Below are 20,673 nucleotides of genomic sequence, written 5' to 3'. Positions count from 1 at the left end.
CGCGACAACCGAAGAAAGTTTTCACGCTCCACCGTGGCCGCACTGTTCCCCGTGCTGACGCAACGCCCCGAGCACGGCTCCCAGTACGGCCACCGCCCCTGCCTTGTCCAGCGGATCGTTGCCGTTCCCGCACTTCGGCGACTGGACGCAGGACGGGCAGCCCGTCGGGCACTCGCAGGAGACGATCGCCTCCCGCGTAGCGGCCAGCCACGGGACAATCGCGGCATAACCGCGGTCGGCAAACCCCGCACCCCCGGGATGCCCATCGTGCACGAACACCGTCGCCTCCCCGGTGTCCTCGTGCCACGCGGTAGACACCCCGCCGATGTCCCAGCGGTCGCACGTAGCGAACAGCGGTAGCAGGCCGATCGCCGCGTGCTCGGCGGCATGCAGGGCACCGGGGACGCGCGCCGGAATCAACCCGGCGCCCCCCGGTGCTCTGCCAGCACCCCCGGTCCCCGCCGGTCCCACCGCACCACCGATCTCGACCCCGGCACCAGGCCCCCGCCCATCCGCCGGATCGCCCGAAACTTCGCCGGTTACCCCGACAACCGACGAGGCACCCCCGGTCCCCACCGGCTTTCCAGCCGCATGACGGTCCACTGCCCCCGCAGCGGTACTGCCAATTCCCCCGGCGGCTGGCGACGCACTCCCGGCCCCCGTCGTCTGGCCGCTCGCCGACAACGCATCCGTGCCGCCGGAATGCCCGGCAGCTGGCGTCGTGCCGTCGGCCCCCGGCGACCCAGCAGCAGTTTCGCCGCCACCGCCCCCACCCGGAGACTCCAGCAGCTCACCGGAAACCGTGTACCAAACCGCTCTCGTGTGCAGGCTCTGTTCTGGCAGGTCGAGCGGCGTGTGGTCCAGCACCTCGCCCGACGGCCGCCTCCGCAAATACCCCACCACCTGCGACATCACCGCGACCTCGCCCAGGCACACCGTCACTCCGCCGTGGCGGCACTGTTCTTCGGTCGACAGCACCGAGATGTCCACGATCTCGCGCGGCGAAGTCGTCCAGTCCGGGTCCTCCGCGTGCACCAGCGCCAAGCCCGTCTCAAGGTCCAGCTCATCGACGACATACGACGACCCCTGATGCAGATACACCGCCCCGGGATGAACGGAGTAGCAAGCCGACCCGGGATCGACGGTGCCCAGCATTCGGCCGGAGTCCGCTTCCACCACTGCGATCTGGTCGCCGCCTGAGCCGCGGATGCCGACCTCCCCGTGCGGGCGGTCGCGGGAAGTCCAGTACCAGCCGCTGGAACGGCGGCGCAGCAGTTTCTCCTCGGCCAGATCCGCCAGCACCGCGCGGGCGGCCTCGCCGCCGAAGGTTTCCAGCTCCGGTTCGGTGAGCGGCAGCTCCGCGACGGCGCACGCGAGTTGCGGGCCCAATACGTAAGGGTTCGTCGGGTCCAGGACCGCGGTTTCCACCGGGCGTTCCAGCAACGCGGCCGGGTGGTGCACCAGGTAGGTGTCGAGCGGATCGTCTCGGGCGACGAACACCACGAGCGCTTCGTCGCCCGAACGTCCGGCGCGGCCGGATTGCTGCCAGAACGACGCGAGAGTGCCGGGATAACCAGCCAGAACCACAGCGTCCAGGCCGGCGATGTCGACGCCCAGCTCCAAAGCGTTCGTGGTCGCGACACCCAGCAGTCGACCCGAAAGCAGGGCTTGCTCCAAGGCGCGCCGCTCTTCAGGAAGATAGCCGGATCGGTACGCGGCAACGGTATCCGCCAACCGAGGGTCCACTTCGGACAGAAGACGGCGTGCTCCCAGCGCGGTCAGCTCAGCACCGCGGCGGGAGCGGACGAACGCCAGCGACCGAGCGCCTTCGACGACCAGTTCGGTGAGAATCCGCGCGGTCTCGACGCCAGCCGGACGGCGGACGGGCGCGCCGTTCTCTCCGGTCAGTTCGTCGAGCAACGGCGGCTCCCACAACGCGACCGTCCGCGCACCACGCGGCGACGCGTCATCGGTGACCGCGGTGCACTCCACACCGGTGAGCCGAGTGGCGAAGGAGGCTGGCGAAGCAGTGGTCGCCGAAGCCAGCACGAACACCGGGGAAGCGCCGTAGTGCTCCGCCACCCGGCGCAGGCGGCGCAGCAACAGCGCGACGTGCGAGCCGAAGACGCCGCGATAACTGTGGCATTCGTCGACCACGACGTACCGCAACCGGCGGAAGAACTGCGTCCATCGGGAGTGCGCCGAAAGGATGCCGCGGTGCAGCATGTCGGGGTTGCTGAACACCCAGTTCGCGTGTGCGCGGACCCAGTCGCGCTCTGTCATCGGGGTGTCCCCGTCGAACGCCGCCGCGCGTACGCCCGCGACGTCCAAAGAGGACACCGCGCGCAGCTGATCAGCGCCGAGGGCCTTCGTCGGCGAGAGGTACAGCGCGGTCGCCCGCGCGTCCGTCGCCAATGCGCTGAGCACCGGCAGCTGATACGCCAGCGACTTCCCCGACGCGGTTCCAGTCGACACCACGACGTGCGTGCCAGCATGCGCCAGCGAAGCGGCCTCGACCTGGTGCCGCCACGGTTTTTCGACTCCGGCCGCGCGGAACGCGGCCACCGCCGACGGCTCCGCCCACTCCGGCCACGGCTCGTGCCGGGCCGCGCGTTCCGGCAGCCGGGACACGTGCGTCACCGGACTCTCGTGCGCCGGGATCCCTGCCGTGACCCGGTCCAGCAGCCTCCGTCCTCGCTCTCCCACCACGTGCCGAAGCTTCGCACAGGGCACCGACAAAACCTGGCCGAGATCGATCCAGTGACCAATCGCACAAGGTTACCGAACGTGCTGTCGCCGGGACGCATTGCGGACGCGCAGATCACTACCAATACACTCCCTCGATCCACACCCACTGTGGCGAGCGTCATGTGAGACGTGCATTGCTTGCACGGCTAGCGTGTCCTTCGGCACAGATCCACGCCAGCGCAGGCGCGCCGGGTACGACGGGCCCGCGCTGGCCAAACGGCGTTCCCAGGAGGACGAATGTCCCGGCAGTTCCTCGCGGAGGGCGGTATCACGCTCTCCGGGGGTGGCTACACCATCGTCGGTGTGGTCGCCGTGGTCGCCCTTGTCGCACTGGCCATCGGTTACGTACTGCTCAAGGAGGTGCTGGCCGCGGGCCAGGGCACCGCCAAGATGCAGGACATCGCCAAGGCAGTGCAGGAAGGTGCGGCCGCATACCTGAAGCGGCAGCGCAACACCCTCGCCATCTTCGGCGTGATCGTGTTCCTGCTCCTGTTCGCGCTTCCCGCGGACGACTGGAGCGAACGGATCGGCCGGTCGATCTTCTTCCTCGTCGGGGCGGCGTTCTCGTTCACCATCGGCTACCTCGGCATGTGGCTGGCCACGCAGGCGAACCTGCGCGTGGCCGCCGCGTCGCGCGAGGAGGGCGGGCGCGAGAAGGCGATGCGCGTGGCGTTCCGCACCGGCGGCGTGGTCGGCATGATCACCGTCGGGCTCGGCCTCTTCGGCGCGGCCGTCGTGGTGCTCGTCTACACCGGCCAGGCACCGAAGGTGTTGGAGGGCTTCGGTTTCGGCGCGGCGCTGATCGCCATGTTCATGCGGGTCGGCGGCGGCATCTTCACCAAGGCCGCCGACGTCGGCGCCGACCTGGTCGGCAAGGTCGAGCAGGGTATCCCCGAGGACGACCCGCGCAACGCCGCGACGATCGCCGACAACGTGGGCGACAACGTCGGCGACTGCGCGGGCATGGCCGCGGACCTCTTCGAGTCCTACGCGGTGATGCTCGTCGCCGCGCTGATCCTCGGCAGCTCCGCGTTCGGCGCGTCCGGCCTGATCTTCCCGCTGATCGTGCCCGCCATCGGCGTGATCACCGCGGTGATCGGCGTCTACATCACCAAGGCGCGCGCAGGCGAGGGCGGCCTGGTCACGATCAACCGCTCGTTCTACATCTCCGCGGTCATTTCCGCGGTGCTGTCGGCGATCGCGGCGTTCGTGTACCTGCCGAACAGCTTCGCCGAATTCGGCGAGGGCTACGCGCACAACACCGGCAACCCCGCGGTGATCGCGACGGTCTCGGTGATCATCGGCATCGTGCTCGCCGCGCTGATCCTGCGCATCACCGGCTACTACACCGGCACCGAGCACAAGCCGGTGCAGGACGTCGGCAAGACGTCGGAAACCGGTGCGGCGACGGTGATCCTGTCCGGTATCTCGGTCGGGTTCGAGTCCGCCGTGTACACCGCGCTGGTGATCGGCGCGGCCGTGTTCGGCGCTTACCTGCTCGGCGGCGGCGTCGCGCTGTTCGCGGTGGCGCTGGCCGGCACCGGCCTGCTGACCACCGTCGGCGTCATCGTCGCGATGGACACCTTCGGCCCGGTCTCGGACAACGCGCAGGGCATCGCCGAGATGTCCGGCGACGTCGACGAGAAGGCCGCGCAGATCCTCACCGAACTGGACGCGGTCGGCAACACCACCAAGGCCATCACCAAGGGCATCGCGATCGCCACCGCGGTGCTGGCGGCGACTGCGCTGTTCGGGTCCTATTCGGACGCGATCGCGAAAACCGTGGCCGAACGCGGCGAGGGCGCGGTCACCGCGGTGTCCTCGTTCGTCAACCAGGTGGTCAGCCCGAACACGCTGGTCGGCGTGATCGTCGGCGCGGCGGTCGTGTTCCTCTTCTCCGGTCTCGCGGTCAACGCGGTTTCGCGTGCCGCCGGCGCGGTGGTGTACGAGGTGCGCCGCCAGTTCCGCGACATCCCCGGGATCATGGAGGGCACCACGCGGCCCGAGTACGGCCGGGTCGTCGACATCGTCACCCGCGATTCGCTGCGGGAACTGGCGACGCCGGGTCTGCTGGCCGTCTTCGCGCCGATCGCGGTCGGTTTCGGTCTCGGCACCGGTGCGCTCGCCGGGTACCTGGCCGGCGCGATCGCGACCGGCACGCTGATGGCGATCTTCCTCGCCAACTCCGGTGGTGCCTGGGACAACGCCAAGAAGCTCGTCGAGGACGGCAACCACGGCGGCAAGGGTTCCGACGCGCACGAGGCGACGATCATCGGCGACACCGTCGGCGACCCGTTCAAGGACACCGCCGGTCCCGCGATCAACCCGCTGATCAAGGTCATGAACCTGGTCTCGGTGCTGATCGCGCCCGCGGTGGTCACGCTGACGCTCGGCGGCGGCGCGGACACCACGTGGCGGATCGTGATCGCGGTCGTCGCGGTCGCGGTGATCGTCGCGGCGATCGTCGTGTCCAAGCGGCGCGGCAGCGTCATGTCGGAGACTCCGGCGGAGGCGAAAGCCTGACGCATTGCTCCATTCGGGCCCGGTACGCCTCGTGCGTGCCGGGCCCGTTCGCGTCCGCTCCCCGGGGCGAGTTGCGGACTACTGACGGGTCGGTACCGTGCGGAGGACACGGATCTCGACGGACAGGAGTGGTGCGGGTGCGGCCGCGGTGGACCGGTTTAGCCGCGCTGGCAACAGGAATCGGGATAGGGCTCACGGGCTGCGGGCAACCGCCGCCGCCGACCGAGCAGGTCGTGTCCGGCGGGCACTCGGAAACCGCGGGCCAGTCCGATCCGGCCGCGAAATGGGCCGACGGATACTGCGGGGCGGTCACGCACCTGGTTCGTGCGCTGGCGAATCTTCCTTCGATCGATCCGAGTTCGTCAGCGCAGGCCACTCGCACGTCGAGCGATCTTCTGGCGTCGGTCGCCCGCGGCATCGACCAGACCGTGTCCGGGTTGCACCGGGTCGGTCCCGCGCCGCTGCCCGGCGGTGAACCGGCGCGCACGGCTTTGCTCGGCCAGTTCGCTTCGGTGCGGCAGCAGGCGAACGAGGTGCGCGGCAAACTCGACGCGGCCGACAATCCGGCCGCGGTGAAAGCGGCGCTGGACGACGCCAAATCGGCTATCGACCAGATTTCCCGGCTCGACGTCCTCAAGGGCTTGGACGCGACGCCAGCCCTGTCCGCGGCGGGCAAGCGCGCGGCGGGCTGTCAGCAGCTGGTCGTCCCGCCCGCGCCACGCTGATCAGGATCGAGCGCCCGTCGAAGCGCGGCGGCGCGCTCCGCGTCATGGTGCGCGACGGCGGACAGGTAGTGCTGAAGCAGCGCCTGCCGAGACCGTTCGAGCTCGGCCGAGCTGACCGACGCCGCCCGGCCGTCTCGCAGCGTCGCCAGCACCGGTTCGGGCAGCCGGTCGACTTCGCGCCCGTGCCAAGGATTCAAGCCGTGCCGCAGGCATTCCAGCGCGATGATCTGGTCGCGAAGGTCGTCGAGCATCAGGACGGCTTGCCACGTCCGTCCGCGGGCGATGGCCGAGCGGGCGTGCAGCGCGTACAGCCAGGCCATGCCGATCACCTGCTCGCTGCCCGGTTCCGCGGCGCGGGTCGGCTCGTTGGCCTGGCCGAAAACGAGCTGAAAACCGTCCTCCGTGGCCCGGAACAGCTCGTGGGGCCAGAAGGACAAGTCGACCTGGAGCGAGGAGCCGAGGAGAAAGACCCGGTAGCGAACTCCTTCGCGCGAGGTCACGTCGAGGGTGTCGGCGACGCCGAACTTCTCGTCGAGCGACTGAGTCCAGCGTGCGACGACTGCGAGTTCGTCCGCGTTCTCCGCGAGCTGAAGGACGAGGTCGATGTCCGACCAGCGGTCCTCGGTCCCGCGAGCGGCCGATCCGACCAGCGCGGCACCTGCGATGTCCGCGTCGTTGCGGGCCGCGGCGATCAGCTCGGCGCGCACCCGGACGCGTTCGGCGACTTCGAACAAAGGAACCCCCAATGCTGGTATTACTATACCGGCAACACTGTGTGCCCGGGAAAAACCTCGGTGTGACGCTCGCCTTTAATCGAACTTGTGTTCTATCATCGCGGCGTGGATCGGACGATCTCGCTGTTCTCGGCGGAGGCGACCGGCCCGGGCCTGCCAGACCTGGCCGGGCTGTTGTGCTGTCAAGGGCAGATCACCGGGTTCGGCCGCACGGCGGCGCGGCTGTCGGTGCTGGTCGAGGAGTCGTGGCGGGCTCGGGTGCTGGCGCGCGAATGCCGGAGCCGGGGTGCGGACGCGCAGGTCGCGGTGGCCGACTGCGGCAGTCCGCAGGTGCGCACGTCGTTCCGGGTCGATCTGCTCGGGCTCGCCGAACAGTGGCTGCGGCCGGGACACACCGGTCCGGCGGAGGACGATTCGGGCAAGGCGGTGCCCGGCGGCTTCCGGCTGAGCGGTGCGATGCTCCGGATGTGGGCGCTCGCGGCAGGTCGTCCCGAACCTGGTGGCTACTTGCTAGGAGTCGATCCGCTGGCCCCAGGAATGCACGAGGAGCTGCTGGCCGTGCTCGCGCCGCTGGGCGTCCAGGCCCGGTTGCTCGGTCCGAAGGCGGAGCAGCCCGCGGTGCGTGTCAGCGGGCGGCGGAGGCTGGCCGGTCTGCTGGAGCTGATCGGCGAACCTCCGGCGGGCGCGGAGGCGGCGTGGCCGGAGCTGCCGCCGGCCGGGGAACGCCGCGAACGGACGGCGGGGGAGCCGCGCCGAGGTGCTCCGGCGGAGAGCCCTTCACAGTATTTACTGGAGGCTGTGGGGTAGAGCCGCGCAGAAAAAGGTCCCCCATCGCTCAGCGGAGCGACGAGGGACCTTTCCGAGGACGTGTCTTACGGTTTCGGCAGGGTGCAGCCCTGCTGGTTGAGGTCGATCTCGTTGGCCGGGGTCAGGCAGGCCGGGATTCCGTAGGTCTCCTGGCCGTACTTGTAGTTCGGCCGCACGGTCACGTTGCCCGCTTCGTCGACCTCGCACGGGTTGTTCAGCGTGCAGCGCTGGCCGTCGTCGTTGGACGTGTTGTTCACGCCGATGACCTTGCCGGTGTTGCGGTCGACGACCGGCGAACCGGACGTGCCGCCGATGGTCGCGCAGCCCGGCACGTACCGGATCGAGTCCTTCCAGACCCAGTTGTTCTCGTGCAGTTCGTGCACGAAACCGTCGATCGAGCAGGAGTAGATCTGCTTCCAGTACCCGGACACCACGTCGATCGGCGTGCCGGCCTGCGGGTGGGTGTTGACCAGTTCGAGCGGCGGCACGCTGTACTTCTGCTCGATGTCGGCGTAGGTGTCGCTCAGCTGGTAGAGCGAGATGTCGGTGTCGGTCATCGTCGCGTAGACGACCTTGGTCGCGGTCACGGTGCCCACCGAGCTCTGCCCGTCCGGCGACAGCAGGTCGAACGAGCGGTTCGAAGGCTGCCCGACGATCACCTGCCCCGGATCGGGCATGCCGTCTTCGAGACAGTGCCCGTTCGAGAGCACCATCGCGGGCGCGTCCATCGGCGTGGCGGCCGGTTTCACGACCGAACCAGAGCAGTTGGACAGCGCCACGGCACCGGTGAACGTGGTGGTCGCCGCGCTCGCTTCGGGGGCGGTGACCAGCGCGAACGTCGCCGTGATGGCGATCGCGGTGCCAACCAGTCGGCGGATCATGGTGGGTTCCTTTCGGCTGGGGGGAGGAATAAGTGAACCGTCGACGTCCTTGGACCCGCCACCGTCTAACGGAGGGTATCGGTGGTATGACCGGTTACCCTGCACGGCACGTGTCCGATATCACGTGCTAGGTGTGGAAAGGAAACATCGCCGAGGTCAGCGGCGATCCGACGGGCAAGGGCCCGGCGGCTCGTCAGGGCACCTCGGCGCTGCGCGGACACTGGGGACGTGCACACTGACAGGTCGAGACGCGGGCGCAGTACCCCTCTGGTGCAGGGGTGAGAGCGCCGCTGCGGCGGCGCGGAGATGAGTGGAGAGCAGGGCAGCGTGGCAGGAACACGGACCAAGAAGAGCGGCGCCGGGGGCAACGGTGCCGATCGACGGCGGCTGGTGATCGTCGAGTCGCCTACCAAGGCCCGCAAGATCGCCCCTTATCTCGGCGGCAACTACGTCGTCGAGTCCTCCGTCGGGCACATCCGGGACCTGCCCCGCGGCGCCGCTGACGTCCCCGCGCAGTACAAGGGCGAATCGTGGGCCCGGCTCGGCGTCGACATCGACAACGACTTCAAGCCGCTCTACATCGTGACCCCGGACAAGAAGTCCAAGGTCACCGAGCTGAAGGGGCTGCTGAAGGACGTCGACGAGCTCTACCTCGCGACGGACCCCGACCGCGAGGGCGAGGCCATCGCCTGGCACCTGCTGGAGACCTTGAAGCCCAAGGTCCCGGTGCGCCGGATGGTCTTCCACGAGGTCACCGAGCAGGCCATCCAGGCCGCCGCCGCGGCCACTCGCGAGCTGGACGCCGACCTCGTCGACGCGCAGGAAACCCGCCGCATCCTCGACCGGCTTTACGGCTACGAGGTCTCGCCGGTGCTGTGGAAGAAGGTCATGCCGAAGCTCTCGGCGGGCCGCGTGCAGTCCGTGGCGACGCGGATCGTCGTGGAGCGCGAGCGCGAGCGGATGCGCTTCACCTCGGCGTCGTACTGGGACATCTCGGCGACCATGGACGCTGGCGAAGACGCTTCGCCGCGTACGTTCCCCTCGCGGCTCATCGCGGTCGACGGTGCGCGCCTCGCGACGGGCCGGGACTTCGACTCCAACGGTCAGCTCAAGGGCAACACCGCGGACATCCGCGTGCTCGGCGAGTCCGACGCCCGGGCGCTGGCCCAGGGGCTGCAGAACCGCGACTTCAAGGTCGCGAGCGTCGAAGAGAAGCCGTACACGCGGAAGCCGTACGCGCCGTTCATGACGTCGACGCTGCAGCAGGAGGCGGGCCGCAAGCTGCGCTTCACCTCCGAGCGCACGATGCGGGTCGCGCAGAAGCTGTACGAGAACGGTTACATCACTTATATGCGTACCGACTCCACGACGCTGTCGGAGTCGGCGATCACGGCCGCGCGAAGCCAGGCAACGCAGCTGTACGGCAAGGAGTACGTCTCGCCGTCGCCGCGCCAGTACACGCGCAAGGTGAAGAACGCGCAGGAAGCGCACGAGGCGATCCGTCCGTCGGGCGAGGTCTTCCGTACGCCGGGCCAGGTCGCGAAAGAGCTGGACACCGACGAGTTCCGGCTCTACGAGATGATCTGGCAGCGCACGATCGCGTCGCAGATGGCGGACGCGAAGGGCACCACGATGTCGGTGCGCATCATCGGCACCGCCACGACCGGCGAGGAGTGCACCTTCGCCGCTTCGGGCCGCACGATCACCTTCGCCGGCTTCCTGAAGGCGTACGTCGAGGCAGTCGACTCCGAGGCCGGCGGCGAGGCCGACGACAAGCAGAGCCGGCTTCCGGTGCTGGTCAAGGACCAGGGCCTGACCGCGCCCGAGCTGTCCGCGGACGGCCACTCCACGTCGCCGCCCGCGCGCTACTCCGAGCCGAGCCTGGTCAGCAAGCTGGAAGAGCTGGGCATCGGCCGCCCGTCGACGTACGCGTCGATCATCAAGACCATCCAGGACCGCGGCTACGTCTGGAAGAAGGGCTCCGCCCTCGTTCCGTCGTGGGTCGCGTTCGCGGTGATCGGCTTGCTGGAGCGGCACTTCGAACGGCTGGTGGACTACAACTTCACCGCCGGTCTCGAGGACGAGCTGGACCGCATCGCCAGCGGCGACGAGCACCGCGTCGAATGGCTGTCGAAGTTCTACTTCGGCGGCGACTTCGGCGTCGAGGGTTCGGTCGGCCGGCTCGGCGGGCTGAAGAAGCTGGTCGACGGCAGCGTCGAGGGCATCGATGCGCGCGAGATCAACTCGATCCCGATGTTCAGCGACGCCGAAGGGCACCAGGTCGTGGTGCGCGTCGGCCGCTACGGGCCGTACCTGGAGCGCGAGGTCAACGGCGAGTCGCAGCGCGCGAACCTGCCCGAAGACCTGCCGCCGGACGAGCTGACGGCGGAGATCGCGGAGAAGCTCTTCGCGACGCCGCAGGAAGGTCGCGTGCTGGGCACCGATCCGGTCAGCGGGCACGAGATCGTGGCGAAGGAAGGCCGCTTCGGCCCGTACGTCACGGAGCTGCTGCCTGAGCCGGAGCTGCCTGAGGACGCAACGGCGGCGCAGAAGAAGGCCGCGAAGGCGAAGCTGCCGAAGCCGCGTACGGGCTCGCTGTTCAAGTCGATGTCGATCGAGACGATCACGCTCGACGACGCGCTGAAGCTGCTTTCGCTGCCGCGCGTCGTGGGCAAGGACCCGGAGTCGGGCGACGAGATCACCGCGCAGAACGGGCGCTACGGGCCGTACCTGAAGAAGGGCACGGACTCGCGGTCGATCCAGACCGAGGACCAGCTGTTCTCGATCACGCTGGAAGAGGCGCTGAAGATCTATTCGGAGCCGAAGCAGCGCGGCCGGTCGGCCACCGCGCGTCCGCCGCTGAAGGAACTCGGCGACGACCCGGTGTCGGGCAAGCCGATGGTGGTCAAGGACGGCCGCTTCGGCCCGTACGTGACCGACGGCGAGTACAACGCGACGCTGCGGAAGTCCGACAGCATCGAGGAACTCACCGCGGAGCGCGCCGCCGAGCTGCTGGCGGAGAAGCGCGCGAAGGGCCCGGCTCCGAAGAAGCGGACCACGCGCAAGGCACCGGCGAAGTCCACCGCGACGAAGTCGACCACGACCAAGTCGGCGGCGGCGAAGTCGACTACTGCGAAGAAGGCGCCGGCGAAGCGGAGCAGCACCGCGACGAAGTCGAAGTAACGAGGATCTGAAGGGCCACCTGGAAAACTCCGGGTGGCCCTTTCTCGTGTCAGGGGGATGGATGGGGGAGACACAGCGCGCGCGTGCCGCGGTTTCCGTGGTTTTCGCGGTGTGCGGTGCGGCATTCGCTTCGTGGGCGGCTCGAATTCCCGCGGTACAAGGAAAACTCGGCCTCAGCGCTGGCGAGCTCGGAATCGGCCTTTTTGGGCTCGCCGCCGGTTCGGTCGTCGCCTTGCTGGCGGCGGGGCCGTTGATCACGAAGATCGGCAGCCGGCGCGGGGTTCTTTTCGGGGCCACGGTCTTGTGCGGCGGTTTGCCGCTCGTCGCCTTCGCGCCGGACGCGCCGTTGTTCGTCGCCGCCCTCGTCGTGCTCGGAGTGGGCAACAGCCTGCTGGACGTCTCGATGAACGCGCACGCCGCGCGCGTCGAAGAGGCTTACGGACGGCCGATTTTCGCTGGGTTCCACGCGTTTTGGAACATCGGCGGACTGGCGGGCTCGGGTCTCGCGGCGCTGATGGAGGTCTGGCGGGTGCCGGTCGAAGCGCATTTCACCGGTGCTGGTGCCGTGCTGCTGGTGCTCGGGATCTTCGCCGCTACGCAGTTCTTGCCGGGTGCTGATCGCGGACAGGGCGAGGCGGCGTTTGCCTTGCCCAGCAAGGCATTGATCCCGTTGGGCGTGATCGCGTTCTGCGGGTTCGTCGCGGAAGGCACGGTGAACGACTGGAGCGCGGTCTACCTCCGGGAGGTCACCACGGCGAGCGCGGCTGTCGCGTCGCTGGGCTACTTCGCGTTCTCGATCACCATGATCGCGGTGCGCACGGTGGCCGACCGGGTCGTCGAGCGCGTCGGTGCGGTGTTGTTCATGCGGGTCGCTACGGCGGTGACGGTCGCCGGGTTCCTGCTGGTGGTCGCGGTTCCTGTGCCGGTAGTCGCGGTGGTGGGGTTCGCCGTGGTCGGGCTCGGCGTGTCCGGGATGGTGCCGCTCGCGTGGAGCGCGGCCGGGCGCAAACAGCCGGAAGCGCCGGGCCGGGCGATCGCGGCCGTCGCGGCGTGCGGGTACCTCGGGTTCCTCGCCGGTCCGGTGCTGGTCAGCGGCCTGAGCGGCGGGATCGGCCTGCACTGGACGCTCGCCGTGGTCGGCGCCCTCGTGGTCACGGTCGGTTTCCTCGCGCCCACGATGCGTGTCGGCGAGCCGGTGTCCCGGCGCTGACCGACCGCTCGGCGCACGGATGGGTTGACTCGAACAAAAGTTCGAGAAATTGTCGGTACCAGGGTGTTCAATGACGGGGTGAGCAGTTCAGCACCCGTCGTCTTCGACGTCATCGACGAGGTCATCGGACCGCTGCGGGCCGAGATGCCGCAGCGGCCTTCGGTGATGGAGTTCTACGACCCGCATTTCGAGGTGCCGCCCGTGCTGGCCGAGGAGGAGCCCGCCGGAGCGGCTTCGGGACTGAGCCTCGCCGAGGAGGTCCGGCAGTCGTTCGGGCCGATGCTCGGCGCCGGCTTGGCCGAGGAGGTGGAGCAGTACACGCGCTTCGTCGCCGGGATGGCCGCGCTCGGCCTCGCCGCGGACGGGGAGGTGACCGCCGAGGCGGTCGAGCTGTACCGAGTGCTGCGCGGCGGGTTCATCCGGGGAGTGGTCACCGGGGTGTTCCCGGCGAGCGAGGAGCCGTGGGAGGTGCGGTTCTTCGGAGACGAGGACTTCACCACGGTGATGAGCAAACTGGGCCGCCGGGCGCGGCTGCGGTCCGGGATGCTCAGCGCACTGCCGGGATGGGTGTTCGACGGCCTGCCCGATCGCCCGCCCGGCCCCGGCCCCGCCGTGCGCATCGAAACGGACGACAGCGGCCTGATCCCACGGGCGGCGTGGGGAGACCTGGACGTCATCCGGCAAGCCGTCGCCCGGCCCCGGCAGGGAACGGTGCTGGTGGACCTGGCGGTGCGGGACGCGGTGCTGGCGGAGTATCCGCACGGCGCGTTCGGATTGGTGGACAACGATCAAGGGAGGTACCAGTTCCGAGCCGCCCCGCGAGGCGGCGGCAGAGGCGGATGGGTGGTGACGTGGTCTCCGGCTACCCGGGGGACTGCCGAGGCTTGGATTGTGGAGGCGGTGCGCAGCCATGCTTGACCAGGGGTGAGGAGGCTGGGCTGGTCTTGGGCGGCCCGAGCCCGAGTGAGTCCGATGCGGTCCAACTGGGCTCGGCGTGGTTCGGCTGAGCGTGGGCGGTCCGGTTGTGCTCGGGAGGACCTGGCTGAGCGCAGGGCGGCCCGGCGGGGCTCGGCGCGGTCCGGTTGAGCGTGGGCGGTGCGGGTCGTGCTCGGGGGAGCCCGGCTGAGCGCGGGCCAGCTCGGCTGCGTTCGGCGCGGTCTGGTTGGGCGTGGGTGGTCCGGTTGTGCTCGGGAGAGCCTGGCTGAGCGCGGGGTGGTTCGCCTGAGTTCGGCCCAGCTCGGCTCGCCCGACTGGGCTCGGCTCGGCCCGGCTGGGGGTCGCGCTCGGGAGGGCCTGGCTGGGCGCGGGCCAGCTCGGCTGGGTTCGGCGTGGTCCTGTTGGGCGTGGGCGGTCCGGTCGTGCTCGGGAGAGCGCGGCTGAGCGCGGGGCGGTTCGCCTGAGTTCGGCCCAGCCCGGCTGGATCTGGGGCGGCTGAGCGTGCGACGGGTCCTGCCGAGCGGTGCTGATCCAGGCTGGGCTCCGGCCGCGGTTGGCTGGGGCGAGCGTGGCTCAATCGCGGTCGACGCCTTCCCGGGGCGGACGTCGGTTCATTGGTCCCGACTGGGTCGTCCAACCCGCCCGCCTGCCAGCTCGGCCGAATCGCCAGCCCGGCTGCCTGCGAGCTGTGCCGTTCTGACGGCTTGGCTACCAGGTCGGCCGGGCCAACCGGTTCGGCCGCGGACCTCATGCCGCTGCCTGCCCACCGGCCATTCAGCCCCTACAACCAGCCATCCACGCCCCCTAAAATCAACCCCGCTCCACCACCGCCGGAAGCCACAGTTGCCCCCGCCAAAACCCCTCCCCGAGCCCGTCCGTAGGAGGTCACTGGTCCGGGTGGCGCGCCTTCCCCCGGGCGCGGGCAGTAGTGGTTCTGCGGCCATTGGGTGGATGCGGGGACCGGTACTCTCGCCGACACTGGACTCGGCGGACATTCCGTAGTGAGGTGGTCACCATGAGCACGAGCGACGGGACTCCGTTTTTTCCCGCCTCCGGGCCTGACCGGGACGGGACGTTGGCCGGTGACGTCGGCGAGGTCGGGGGCGAGCGGTTCTCCGATCCGTTGTCCGGGTTCGAGATGGCGTCCAACCGCGCGCCCCGGCCGCTGCCGACCGCCAAGCCGGTTCAGCATGACCCCGAAGAGGTCAAGCGGATGGTCGAGGCCGCGCTCAAAGAGGAAGCCAAGAAAAAAGAAGTCGTCAAGACGCCGAATCCGATTCCGCCTTCCGACCGGCCGGATCTGGTTCCGCTCGGGTTGCTGCCGCGGCAGCGGACCTGGCCGACCAAGGCTCCTCAGCTGCTGAAAAAGGTGCCCCGGCCCCGGCCGAAGCGGGTTACCGAGATCGCTGACGACGACATCGAGGAAGAGCTCGCCGAGCGGCAGAGCCGGCGTGGGATGCCCTCGCTCAGCATGCCCAGCTTCGGGCGTCCGTCCAGCAGCACGGCGGGCGTGGTGCTCGCTGTGGTGTTGCTCATCGTGTTCGGAATCGTGGCGATCGAGCTCATCGCTAGCCTGGTGAGCAGTGTGAAGGGGCTGTTCGGCTGACACTCGCTGACCTCGGATATCACGGGGCGTGCCCTCCTCCCGTGCGCGGCGGGACTACCCTGGCTGCTACACGGTCGGGGGATCCGCCGGGGTCGCCTGACTCCGCCGTGACAAGTGGGGTGGGCGTATCAGCGAGGGCGTACGGTCGGTGCCTGGCACCGGCCCGGGCGGATCGGGCGGGACGTCCACGATCCATCGGGCCCGCCGGGTGCTGGCGATCAAACCGTTTCGTCGGCTGTGGGGCGTCACGTATCTGTGCAGTGTCGCCGACTGGCTGAACCTGCTGAACCTCACCAGCCTGAGCACCAAACTCCTCGACAACTACTCCGCGCAGAACTACGCGTTCGTCGGCGTCATCGTCACCGCGCTGCTGCCCGGCCTGCTCTTCGCGCCGGTCGGCGGACTGCTCGCGGACCGGTTCGACCGGCGCAAGATCATGGTCGTCTGCGACCTGCTGCGCTGCGGGTTCCTGCTGTCGATCGCGGTCGTCGGGGCGCCGTGGTGGCTGTTCGTGGCGAACTTCCTGGTCGGCTGCTGTTCGATCATGTGGATCCCGTCCAAGGACGCGGCGGTGCCCAACCTGCTGCGCCGCCCCGAGCAGGTCGAGACCGCCAACCAGCTCGGCATGGTGATGACCTACGGCCTCGCCGTCATCACCGCCGCCGGGGCGAACGCGCTGATCCAGGGCGCGAACTCCACGTTCCACCTGTTCCAGGGCCCCGGCGTCGACCTGTACATCGCCAAGGTCGTCGTCGTCATCACCGGCCTGCTGTACCTGATCAGCGGCATTCTCGTCGCCACCCGCATCCCCGAGCTGTCCCTGCGCGACGTCCACTCGCTGCCGCAGCAGAAGGTCAAGCGGGCCGACGAGGAGAAGTTCGGCTTCGGCGCGATGATGCGCGACGGGCTGAAGTTCGTCCGCAGCACGCCGATCGTCCGCGGCCTGCTGATCGGTGCCTTCGGCGCGTTCGCGGCCGGTGGCGCGGTCATCGGCGCGGCCAAGCCGTACTCGTCGTCGCTGCTCGGCGGCGACGCGGCGTTCAACCTGCTGATGTTGGCCGTCTTCATCGGCCTCGCGCTCGGCATGGCGCTGGCTCCGAAGCTCGCGCACCGGCTCCCGCACGACCGGCTGTTCGGCATCTCGATCGTCCTCGCCGGGCTCGCGCTCGGCGTCGTCGCGTTGTCGCCGCACCTGGCGATCTCGGTCGGCGCGGTCGCCTTCGTCGGCATCTGCGCCGGCACCGCCTTCCTCACCGGCGTCACGATCATCGGCTCCCGCGTCGAGGACGCGATCCGCGGCCGGATCAACGCGATCTACCAGGCGATGCTCAAGATCGTGCTGTTCGGCGCGACGGTGGTCACGCCGGTGCTGATCGGCCTGGTCCGGCAGCGCAACGTCAACCTGTTCGGCACGCCGATCATCGTCGACGGCACCCGTCCGGTCATCCTCGGCGGCGGCCTGCTCGCGGTGCTGCTCGGGATCATCGCGTACCGGCAGATGGACGAGCGGCGCACCGAGAAAATCTTCAGCGACCTGCGCAACGCGCTGCGTCGCAACCCGCGCCGCGTCAACGGCTTCCTGATCGCCATCGAGGGCACCACCGCGGTCAACACCGCCGAGCAGGCCGCTCGCCTCGCGCGCTGGCTCGGCACCGGCACCCGGCCGGTCGTCCTCACCGCCGACCCGGCGCTTGGTGAACAGCGCTTCCGCACGCTCGTCTCTGACGCTGCCCTCACCGGGGTGCGGGCGCAGGCGCTCGTCGCGGCGGCCGTGCGTGCCGAGCTGGTGGAACGTCAGATCCAGCCCGCGCTCGACGCCGGGTCCGTCGTCGTCATGGAACGCTTCGTCGACTCCCCGCTCGCGTCGCTGTCCGCGGCGGGCGAGCTGGACCGCGACGAGCTGGAAGGCCTGGTCGACTGGGCCACCGGACGGCTCCGCCCCGACCTCACCGTGCTCCTCGACTCCGAGCACCCGGACGACCCGCAGCCGCCGCTGAAGGACCAGCTGTGGGTGCAGAAGCTGCTCGCCGAGATGGCCGCCGCCGACCCGGACCGGTACGTGGTGGTCGACGCCGAGGGCTCCGACGGCGACGTCGCGGGTCGCGTCCGCGGCGCCGTCCAGTCGGTCTTCGTCGGCTCGCTCGCCGGGCTCGCCCCCGCGGAACCGCCGGAGGAAGAGCCCGAGGACGCGGCTGTCGCGGACGTCGCCGAGGCGGCGGCCGCCGAAGCGGAAGCGACGCAGAACGGTGCGGACGCACTGCCCGTAGTGTCCAAAGTGGAGGATCGGTGACGACCCCGATCGGCGTCTGGACTGAGCTTGTCGGCCAGGAGCCAGCCGTGGAAACGCTGTCCACCGCGGCGGCCGCGGCGGCCAAGATCGTGGCCGGGGAACCCGTCGCGCCAGCGGCGATGACGCACGCCTGGCTGCTGACCGGACCGCCCGGCTCCGGCCGTTCGGTCGCCGCGCGCACGTTCGCCGCGGCCCTGCAGTGCAGCACCGGAACCGGTTGCGGCGCTTGCCCCGGCTGCCGGACGACGATGGCCGGCACCCACGCGGACGTGCGGCTCGTCGTCCCGGAAGGACTGTCCATTTCGGTCGCGGAGATGCGCGCGCTCGTGCAGGCGGCGGCGCGCCGGCCGACGACCGGCGAGTGGCAGGTCGTGATCATCGAGGACGCCGACCGGCTCACCGAGGGCGCTTCGAACGCGCTGCTCAAGGCCGTGGAAGAGCCGCCCGCCCGCACCGTTTTCCTGCTGTGCGCGCCGTCGGATCACCCGGAGGACGTCTCGGTCACCATCCGTTCGCGGTGCCGGTTGGTTCCGCTGCGCACCCCGCCCGCTGAGGCGATCGCGCAGGTGCTGATCTCCCGGGACGGCGTCGAGCCCGAGCGCGCCAACTGGGCCGCGGCGGTGTGCAACGGCCACGTCGGCCGCGCGCGCCGCCTCGCCACTGATGAAGCCGCTCGCCAGCGTCGCGCCACCGTGCTGCGGATTCCGCTCGGACTGCGCCGTCCCGACGATGTCTTCACCAGCGCCGACCAGCTGATCAGCGCGGCGGAAGCGGACGCGGGCGAGGAAAGCAAGGGCCGCGACGAGCAGGAACGCTCCGAACTGCGCACCGCGATGGGCGGCGACGGCACCGGCAAGGGCGTCGCCGGAGCGAAGCGTGCCGCCGAGGCCGCGGTGAAGCAGCTGGAGAAGCGCCAGAAGTCCCGTGCGACGCGAACCCAGCGCGACACGCTCGACATCGCCCTGGTGGATCTGGCCGGGTTCTACCGCGATGTGCTCGTGACGACTTCGCGTTCCGGTGCGACGCTGACGCATCCCGACCACGCCGAGCAGATCAACTCGGCCGCGGCGGCTTGGTCGCTGGAGTCGACGATGCGCCGCCTGGAAGCCGTCCTGGAGTGCCGCGAGGCGATCGGGCTGAACGTGAAGCCGCGGATCGCGGTCGAAGCCATGGTCACCACGCTTCGCCAAGGCTGACCCAGACCCGTTAACGAAAACGGCCCCCTCGCCAGCAGCGAGGGGGCCGTTCTCATTTGCCTAGCGCGTCAGTCGCGCGGATGCGGCGACGGCTTGAACGGCGTGTCCGGACCGCCGGTCGGCCGCTTCAGCACCAGCGCGGGACGCCGCCGGTTCGGGAACGCCGCCACCATCACGACGCCGAGCAGCAGCATCGCCGTGCCCGTCCAGAACAGCGGCACCGTGTCGTACGCGCCGTTCGTGTAGGCCAGGTGCTTCACCGGACCGGCCGGTGCGGCACCGCCCTGCGGCGGGGCGGGCGGAGTCGTCGTCGAACCGCACACGACGCCGCCGGTCGGGGCGTACGCGCGGGCGATCTGCTCGCCGAGCGACAGCTGCGCCAGCGACGACGGCAGGTTGTCGCCTGCCTGCGTCGGCAGCAGCTCCTTGAGCTTCTGCGTCGGCAGCACCTGGAGGTCGAGCAGCCGCGCGGCCGCGCCGATCTGGTAGCCCTTGAACGGCGTGGTCGCCTCGGACTGCTTCTGGTCCAGGTTCGCGATGCTCAGCCGCAGCACGCCGAGGTCGAGCACCTTCCCGGTGGTGTCGCCGAGCTGCTGCAGGCCCTTCGTCGCGGTGGCGACAAGACCGCCGACCACCGGCACGTTGTCCAGCGCGCCGAACTGCTGGCTCAGCGGTGCGAGCGGCAGGCCGATCGGGATGTCCTTGGTCGGGTGCGCCGCGTCGAGCGTGTACAGCGTCTTGCCGCCGGCCGCGATGGTGATCACCGGAGCCTGGTAGTCCACCTTGGACGTCTTCGCGTCGCCGGTGGAGGTGACGGTGAGCGTCGGCTGGCTGGCCACCTTGAGGTTCAGCTCGAGCGGGGTGCCCTTGAGGATGTTGATGTCCGCCGCCTGCAGCGTGGACCTCGACTGCACCGCCTTGTTCTTCGAACCAGGGATGTCGACGAGCTTCACCTGCGACCGCGACGACAGCGTGTTCGGCAGGCTCAGCAGCGAACCGGTGCCCGTCGCGGGGGTCTGGCCGCTGCCGGGCAGCAGGCCGCCGAGGCTCTGCAGCCCGCTCTTCGGGTCGAAGCCCTGCGCGAGCTGGGTGCCGTCCGGCAGCTTCAGCCCGCCGCTGCCGAGCAGCGGGACCTGCGGCAGCGTCGGGATGACGTTCAGCAGCGACAGGCTCGCGACGGACGTGCTGGCGTCGGCGATCGTGTCCACGCACGGGCCGAGCGATTCGCTCCAGCGGGCGTGCGCGGTGCCGTTGAGCAGCCCGACGTTGAGCAGCGGGTTCGGCGGCGCGTTCAGGCCCCCGCTGATCTCCTTCGGGTTGTCCGGAAGCGCGGTCTGCACGAGGCTGCCCGGCGTCTGCGGAGCCTGGCCCCCGACGGCCAGCCCGAACGGAGACGACTGCGCGATCGACTTCTCGTAGGCCAGGTAGGCCTCCGAGTTCGCCGACGCGCTGGACAGGCCCATGCCGGCCTCGAGCGCGGACTGCTTCGGCAGCGTCTGGCCGAAGCCCGGAAGGATCGTGCTCGTGGTGACCGAGTTCGGCAGCAGCCGCAGGACGCCGAGCGCGGTGCCCGCGTCGCCCACCGCGTGCCCGAGCGGCTGCGGCCCGATGGGCGCGGACGCGGGCGGCTGCGAGGGGTTGTTCGGCTGCGGAATCGGCGTCGTGGGAATCTCCTGCGCACCGGCCGGCGCGGCCAGGAGCAGCAGCAACGCGGCAGTTGCGGGTACCGCCAGCGCACGGGGCAGTCTTCGCTGCATGTGCCGGGTCCTCCAGTGGATCGCCGGGTCGGGGGGTGAGACCGAAGTCATAGGAGCCTAACGACGCGGCCCCCGCA

13 protein-coding genes are annotated in these 20,673 nt (G+C 69.9%); 9 read left to right on the top strand and 4 right to left on the bottom strand.

The features are described from left to right. Nucleotides 1-21: 21 nt before the first annotated feature. The gene (locus EIZ44_RS11120; RefSeq protein ID WP_167754086.1) at nt 22-2,709 is read right to left on the bottom strand and encodes a DEAD/DEAH box helicase; all 2,688 of its coding nucleotides are present in this window, start codon (nt 2,707-2,709) and stop codon (nt 22-24) included. A 276-nt stretch (nt 2,710-2,985) separates the two neighbouring features. Here EIZ44_RS11120 and EIZ44_RS11115 point away from each other — a divergent pair, with 276 nt between their 5' ends. Together EIZ44_RS11115 and EIZ44_RS11110 are read left to right on the top strand one after the other, a co-directional pair. After that, nucleotides 2,986-5,271, top strand: a complete 2,286-nt coding sequence (locus tag EIZ44_RS11115) for a sodium-translocating pyrophosphatase (RefSeq protein WP_037808341.1) — start codon at nt 2,986-2,988, stop codon at nt 5,269-5,271. Between the two features lie 137 nt (nt 5,272-5,408). Continuing rightward, complete coding sequence (locus EIZ44_RS11110) at nt 5,409-5,996, top strand: hypothetical protein (RefSeq protein ID WP_037808339.1); 588 nt, start codon at nt 5,409-5,411, stop codon at nt 5,994-5,996. On the opposite strand, the gene EIZ44_RS11105 is transcribed toward EIZ44_RS11110, so the two are convergent. Further along, nucleotides 5,963-6,742, bottom strand: a complete 780-nt coding sequence (locus EIZ44_RS11105) for a nucleotidyltransferase domain-containing protein (protein ID WP_240691269.1) — start codon at nt 6,740-6,742, stop codon at nt 5,963-5,965. The two genes, EIZ44_RS11110 and EIZ44_RS11105, sit on opposite strands and share 34 nt — an antisense overlap. Before the next feature lie 93 nt (nt 6,743-6,835). On the opposite strand from EIZ44_RS11105, the gene EIZ44_RS11100 reads away from it, so the two are divergent. Then, the gene (locus EIZ44_RS11100; RefSeq protein ID WP_134728497.1) at nt 6,836-7,537 is read left to right on the top strand and encodes a hypothetical protein; all 702 of its coding nucleotides are present in this window, start codon (nt 6,836-6,838) and stop codon (nt 7,535-7,537) included. A gap of 65 nt (nt 7,538-7,602) precedes the next feature. On the opposite strand, the gene EIZ44_RS11095 is transcribed toward EIZ44_RS11100, so the two are convergent. Then, nucleotides 7,603-8,418: a S1 family peptidase gene (locus EIZ44_RS11095; protein WP_037808335.1), complete on the bottom strand. Its 816-nt coding sequence runs from the start codon at nt 8,416-8,418 to the stop codon at nt 7,603-7,605. Nucleotides 8,419-8,724: 306 nt separating this feature from the next. Here EIZ44_RS11095 and topA point away from each other — a divergent pair, with 306 nt between their 5' ends. From topA to EIZ44_RS11065, 6 genes are all read left to right on the top strand, one after another. Further along, nucleotides 8,725-11,601 carry a type I DNA topoisomerase gene (gene topA / locus EIZ44_RS11090; protein ID WP_200864158.1) on the top strand — a complete coding sequence of 959 codons (2,877 nt, stop codon included), beginning with the start codon at nt 8,725-8,727 and terminating at the stop codon, nt 11,599-11,601. 61 nt (nt 11,602-11,662) lie between these two features. Continuing rightward, nucleotides 11,663-12,811, top strand: coding sequence for an MFS transporter (locus tag EIZ44_RS11085; RefSeq protein ID WP_167754085.1), 1,149 nt, complete (start codon nt 11,663-11,665; stop codon nt 12,809-12,811). Nucleotides 12,812-12,874: 63 nt separating this feature from the next. Continuing rightward, nucleotides 12,875-13,729, top strand: coding sequence for an ESX secretion-associated protein EspG (locus EIZ44_RS11080; protein ID WP_043827118.1), 855 nt, complete (start codon nt 12,875-12,877; stop codon nt 13,727-13,729). 1,033 nt (nt 13,730-14,762) lie between these two features. Continuing rightward, nucleotides 14,763-15,353, top strand: coding sequence for a hypothetical protein (locus EIZ44_RS11075; protein ID WP_238603950.1), 591 nt, complete (start codon nt 14,763-14,765; stop codon nt 15,351-15,353). Between the two features lie 148 nt (nt 15,354-15,501). Continuing rightward, nucleotides 15,502-17,643, top strand: a complete 2,142-nt coding sequence (locus EIZ44_RS11070) for a bifunctional MFS transporter/dTMP kinase (RefSeq protein WP_134728494.1) — start codon at nt 15,502-15,504, stop codon at nt 17,641-17,643. Beyond that, the gene (locus tag EIZ44_RS11065; protein WP_043827121.1) at nt 17,640-18,839 is read left to right on the top strand and encodes a DNA polymerase III subunit delta'; all 1,200 of its coding nucleotides are present in this window, start codon (nt 17,640-17,642) and stop codon (nt 18,837-18,839) included. The genes EIZ44_RS11070 and EIZ44_RS11065 overlap by 4 nt, the downstream gene beginning before the upstream one ends. Before the next feature lie 68 nt (nt 18,840-18,907). Here EIZ44_RS11065 and EIZ44_RS11060 read toward each other — a convergent pair whose 3' ends face one another. Then, entirely contained in the window at nt 18,908-20,596 is a 1,689-nt protein-coding gene (locus EIZ44_RS11060; RefSeq protein WP_051728625.1) for a hypothetical protein, read from the bottom strand. Nucleotides 20,597-20,673 lie beyond the last annotated feature (77 nt).

It is taken from the genome of Amycolatopsis nivea (genome assembly GCF_004522235.1).
Lineage (GTDB): Bacteria > Actinomycetota > Actinomycetes > Mycobacteriales > Pseudonocardiaceae > Amycolatopsis > Amycolatopsis nivea.
This window is presented reverse-complemented; position numbering and strand designations above follow the sequence as displayed.

Bases quoted from the DNA above. Each gene is read 5' to 3' on its own strand.
- EIZ44_RS11085 (WP_167754085.1), top strand. From the start codon at position 11,663: ATGGGGGAGACACAGCGCGCGCGTGCCGCGGTTTCCGTGGTTTTCGCG.
- EIZ44_RS11075 (WP_238603950.1), top strand. From the start codon at position 14,763: ATGAGCACGAGCGACGGGACTCCGTTTTTTCCCGCCTCCGGGCCTGAC.
- EIZ44_RS11060 (WP_051728625.1), bottom strand. From the start codon at position 20,596: ATGCAGCGAAGACTGCCCCGTGCGCTGGCGGTACCCGCAACTGCCGCG.
- EIZ44_RS11115 (WP_037808341.1), top strand. From the start codon at position 2,986: ATGTCCCGGCAGTTCCTCGCGGAGGGCGGTATCACGCTCTCCGGGGGT.
- EIZ44_RS11095 (WP_037808335.1), bottom strand. From the start codon at position 8,418: ATGATCCGCCGACTGGTTGGCACCGCGATCGCCATCACGGCGACGTTC.
- topA (WP_200864158.1), top strand. From the start codon at position 8,725: ATGAGTGGAGAGCAGGGCAGCGTGGCAGGAACACGGACCAAGAAGAGC.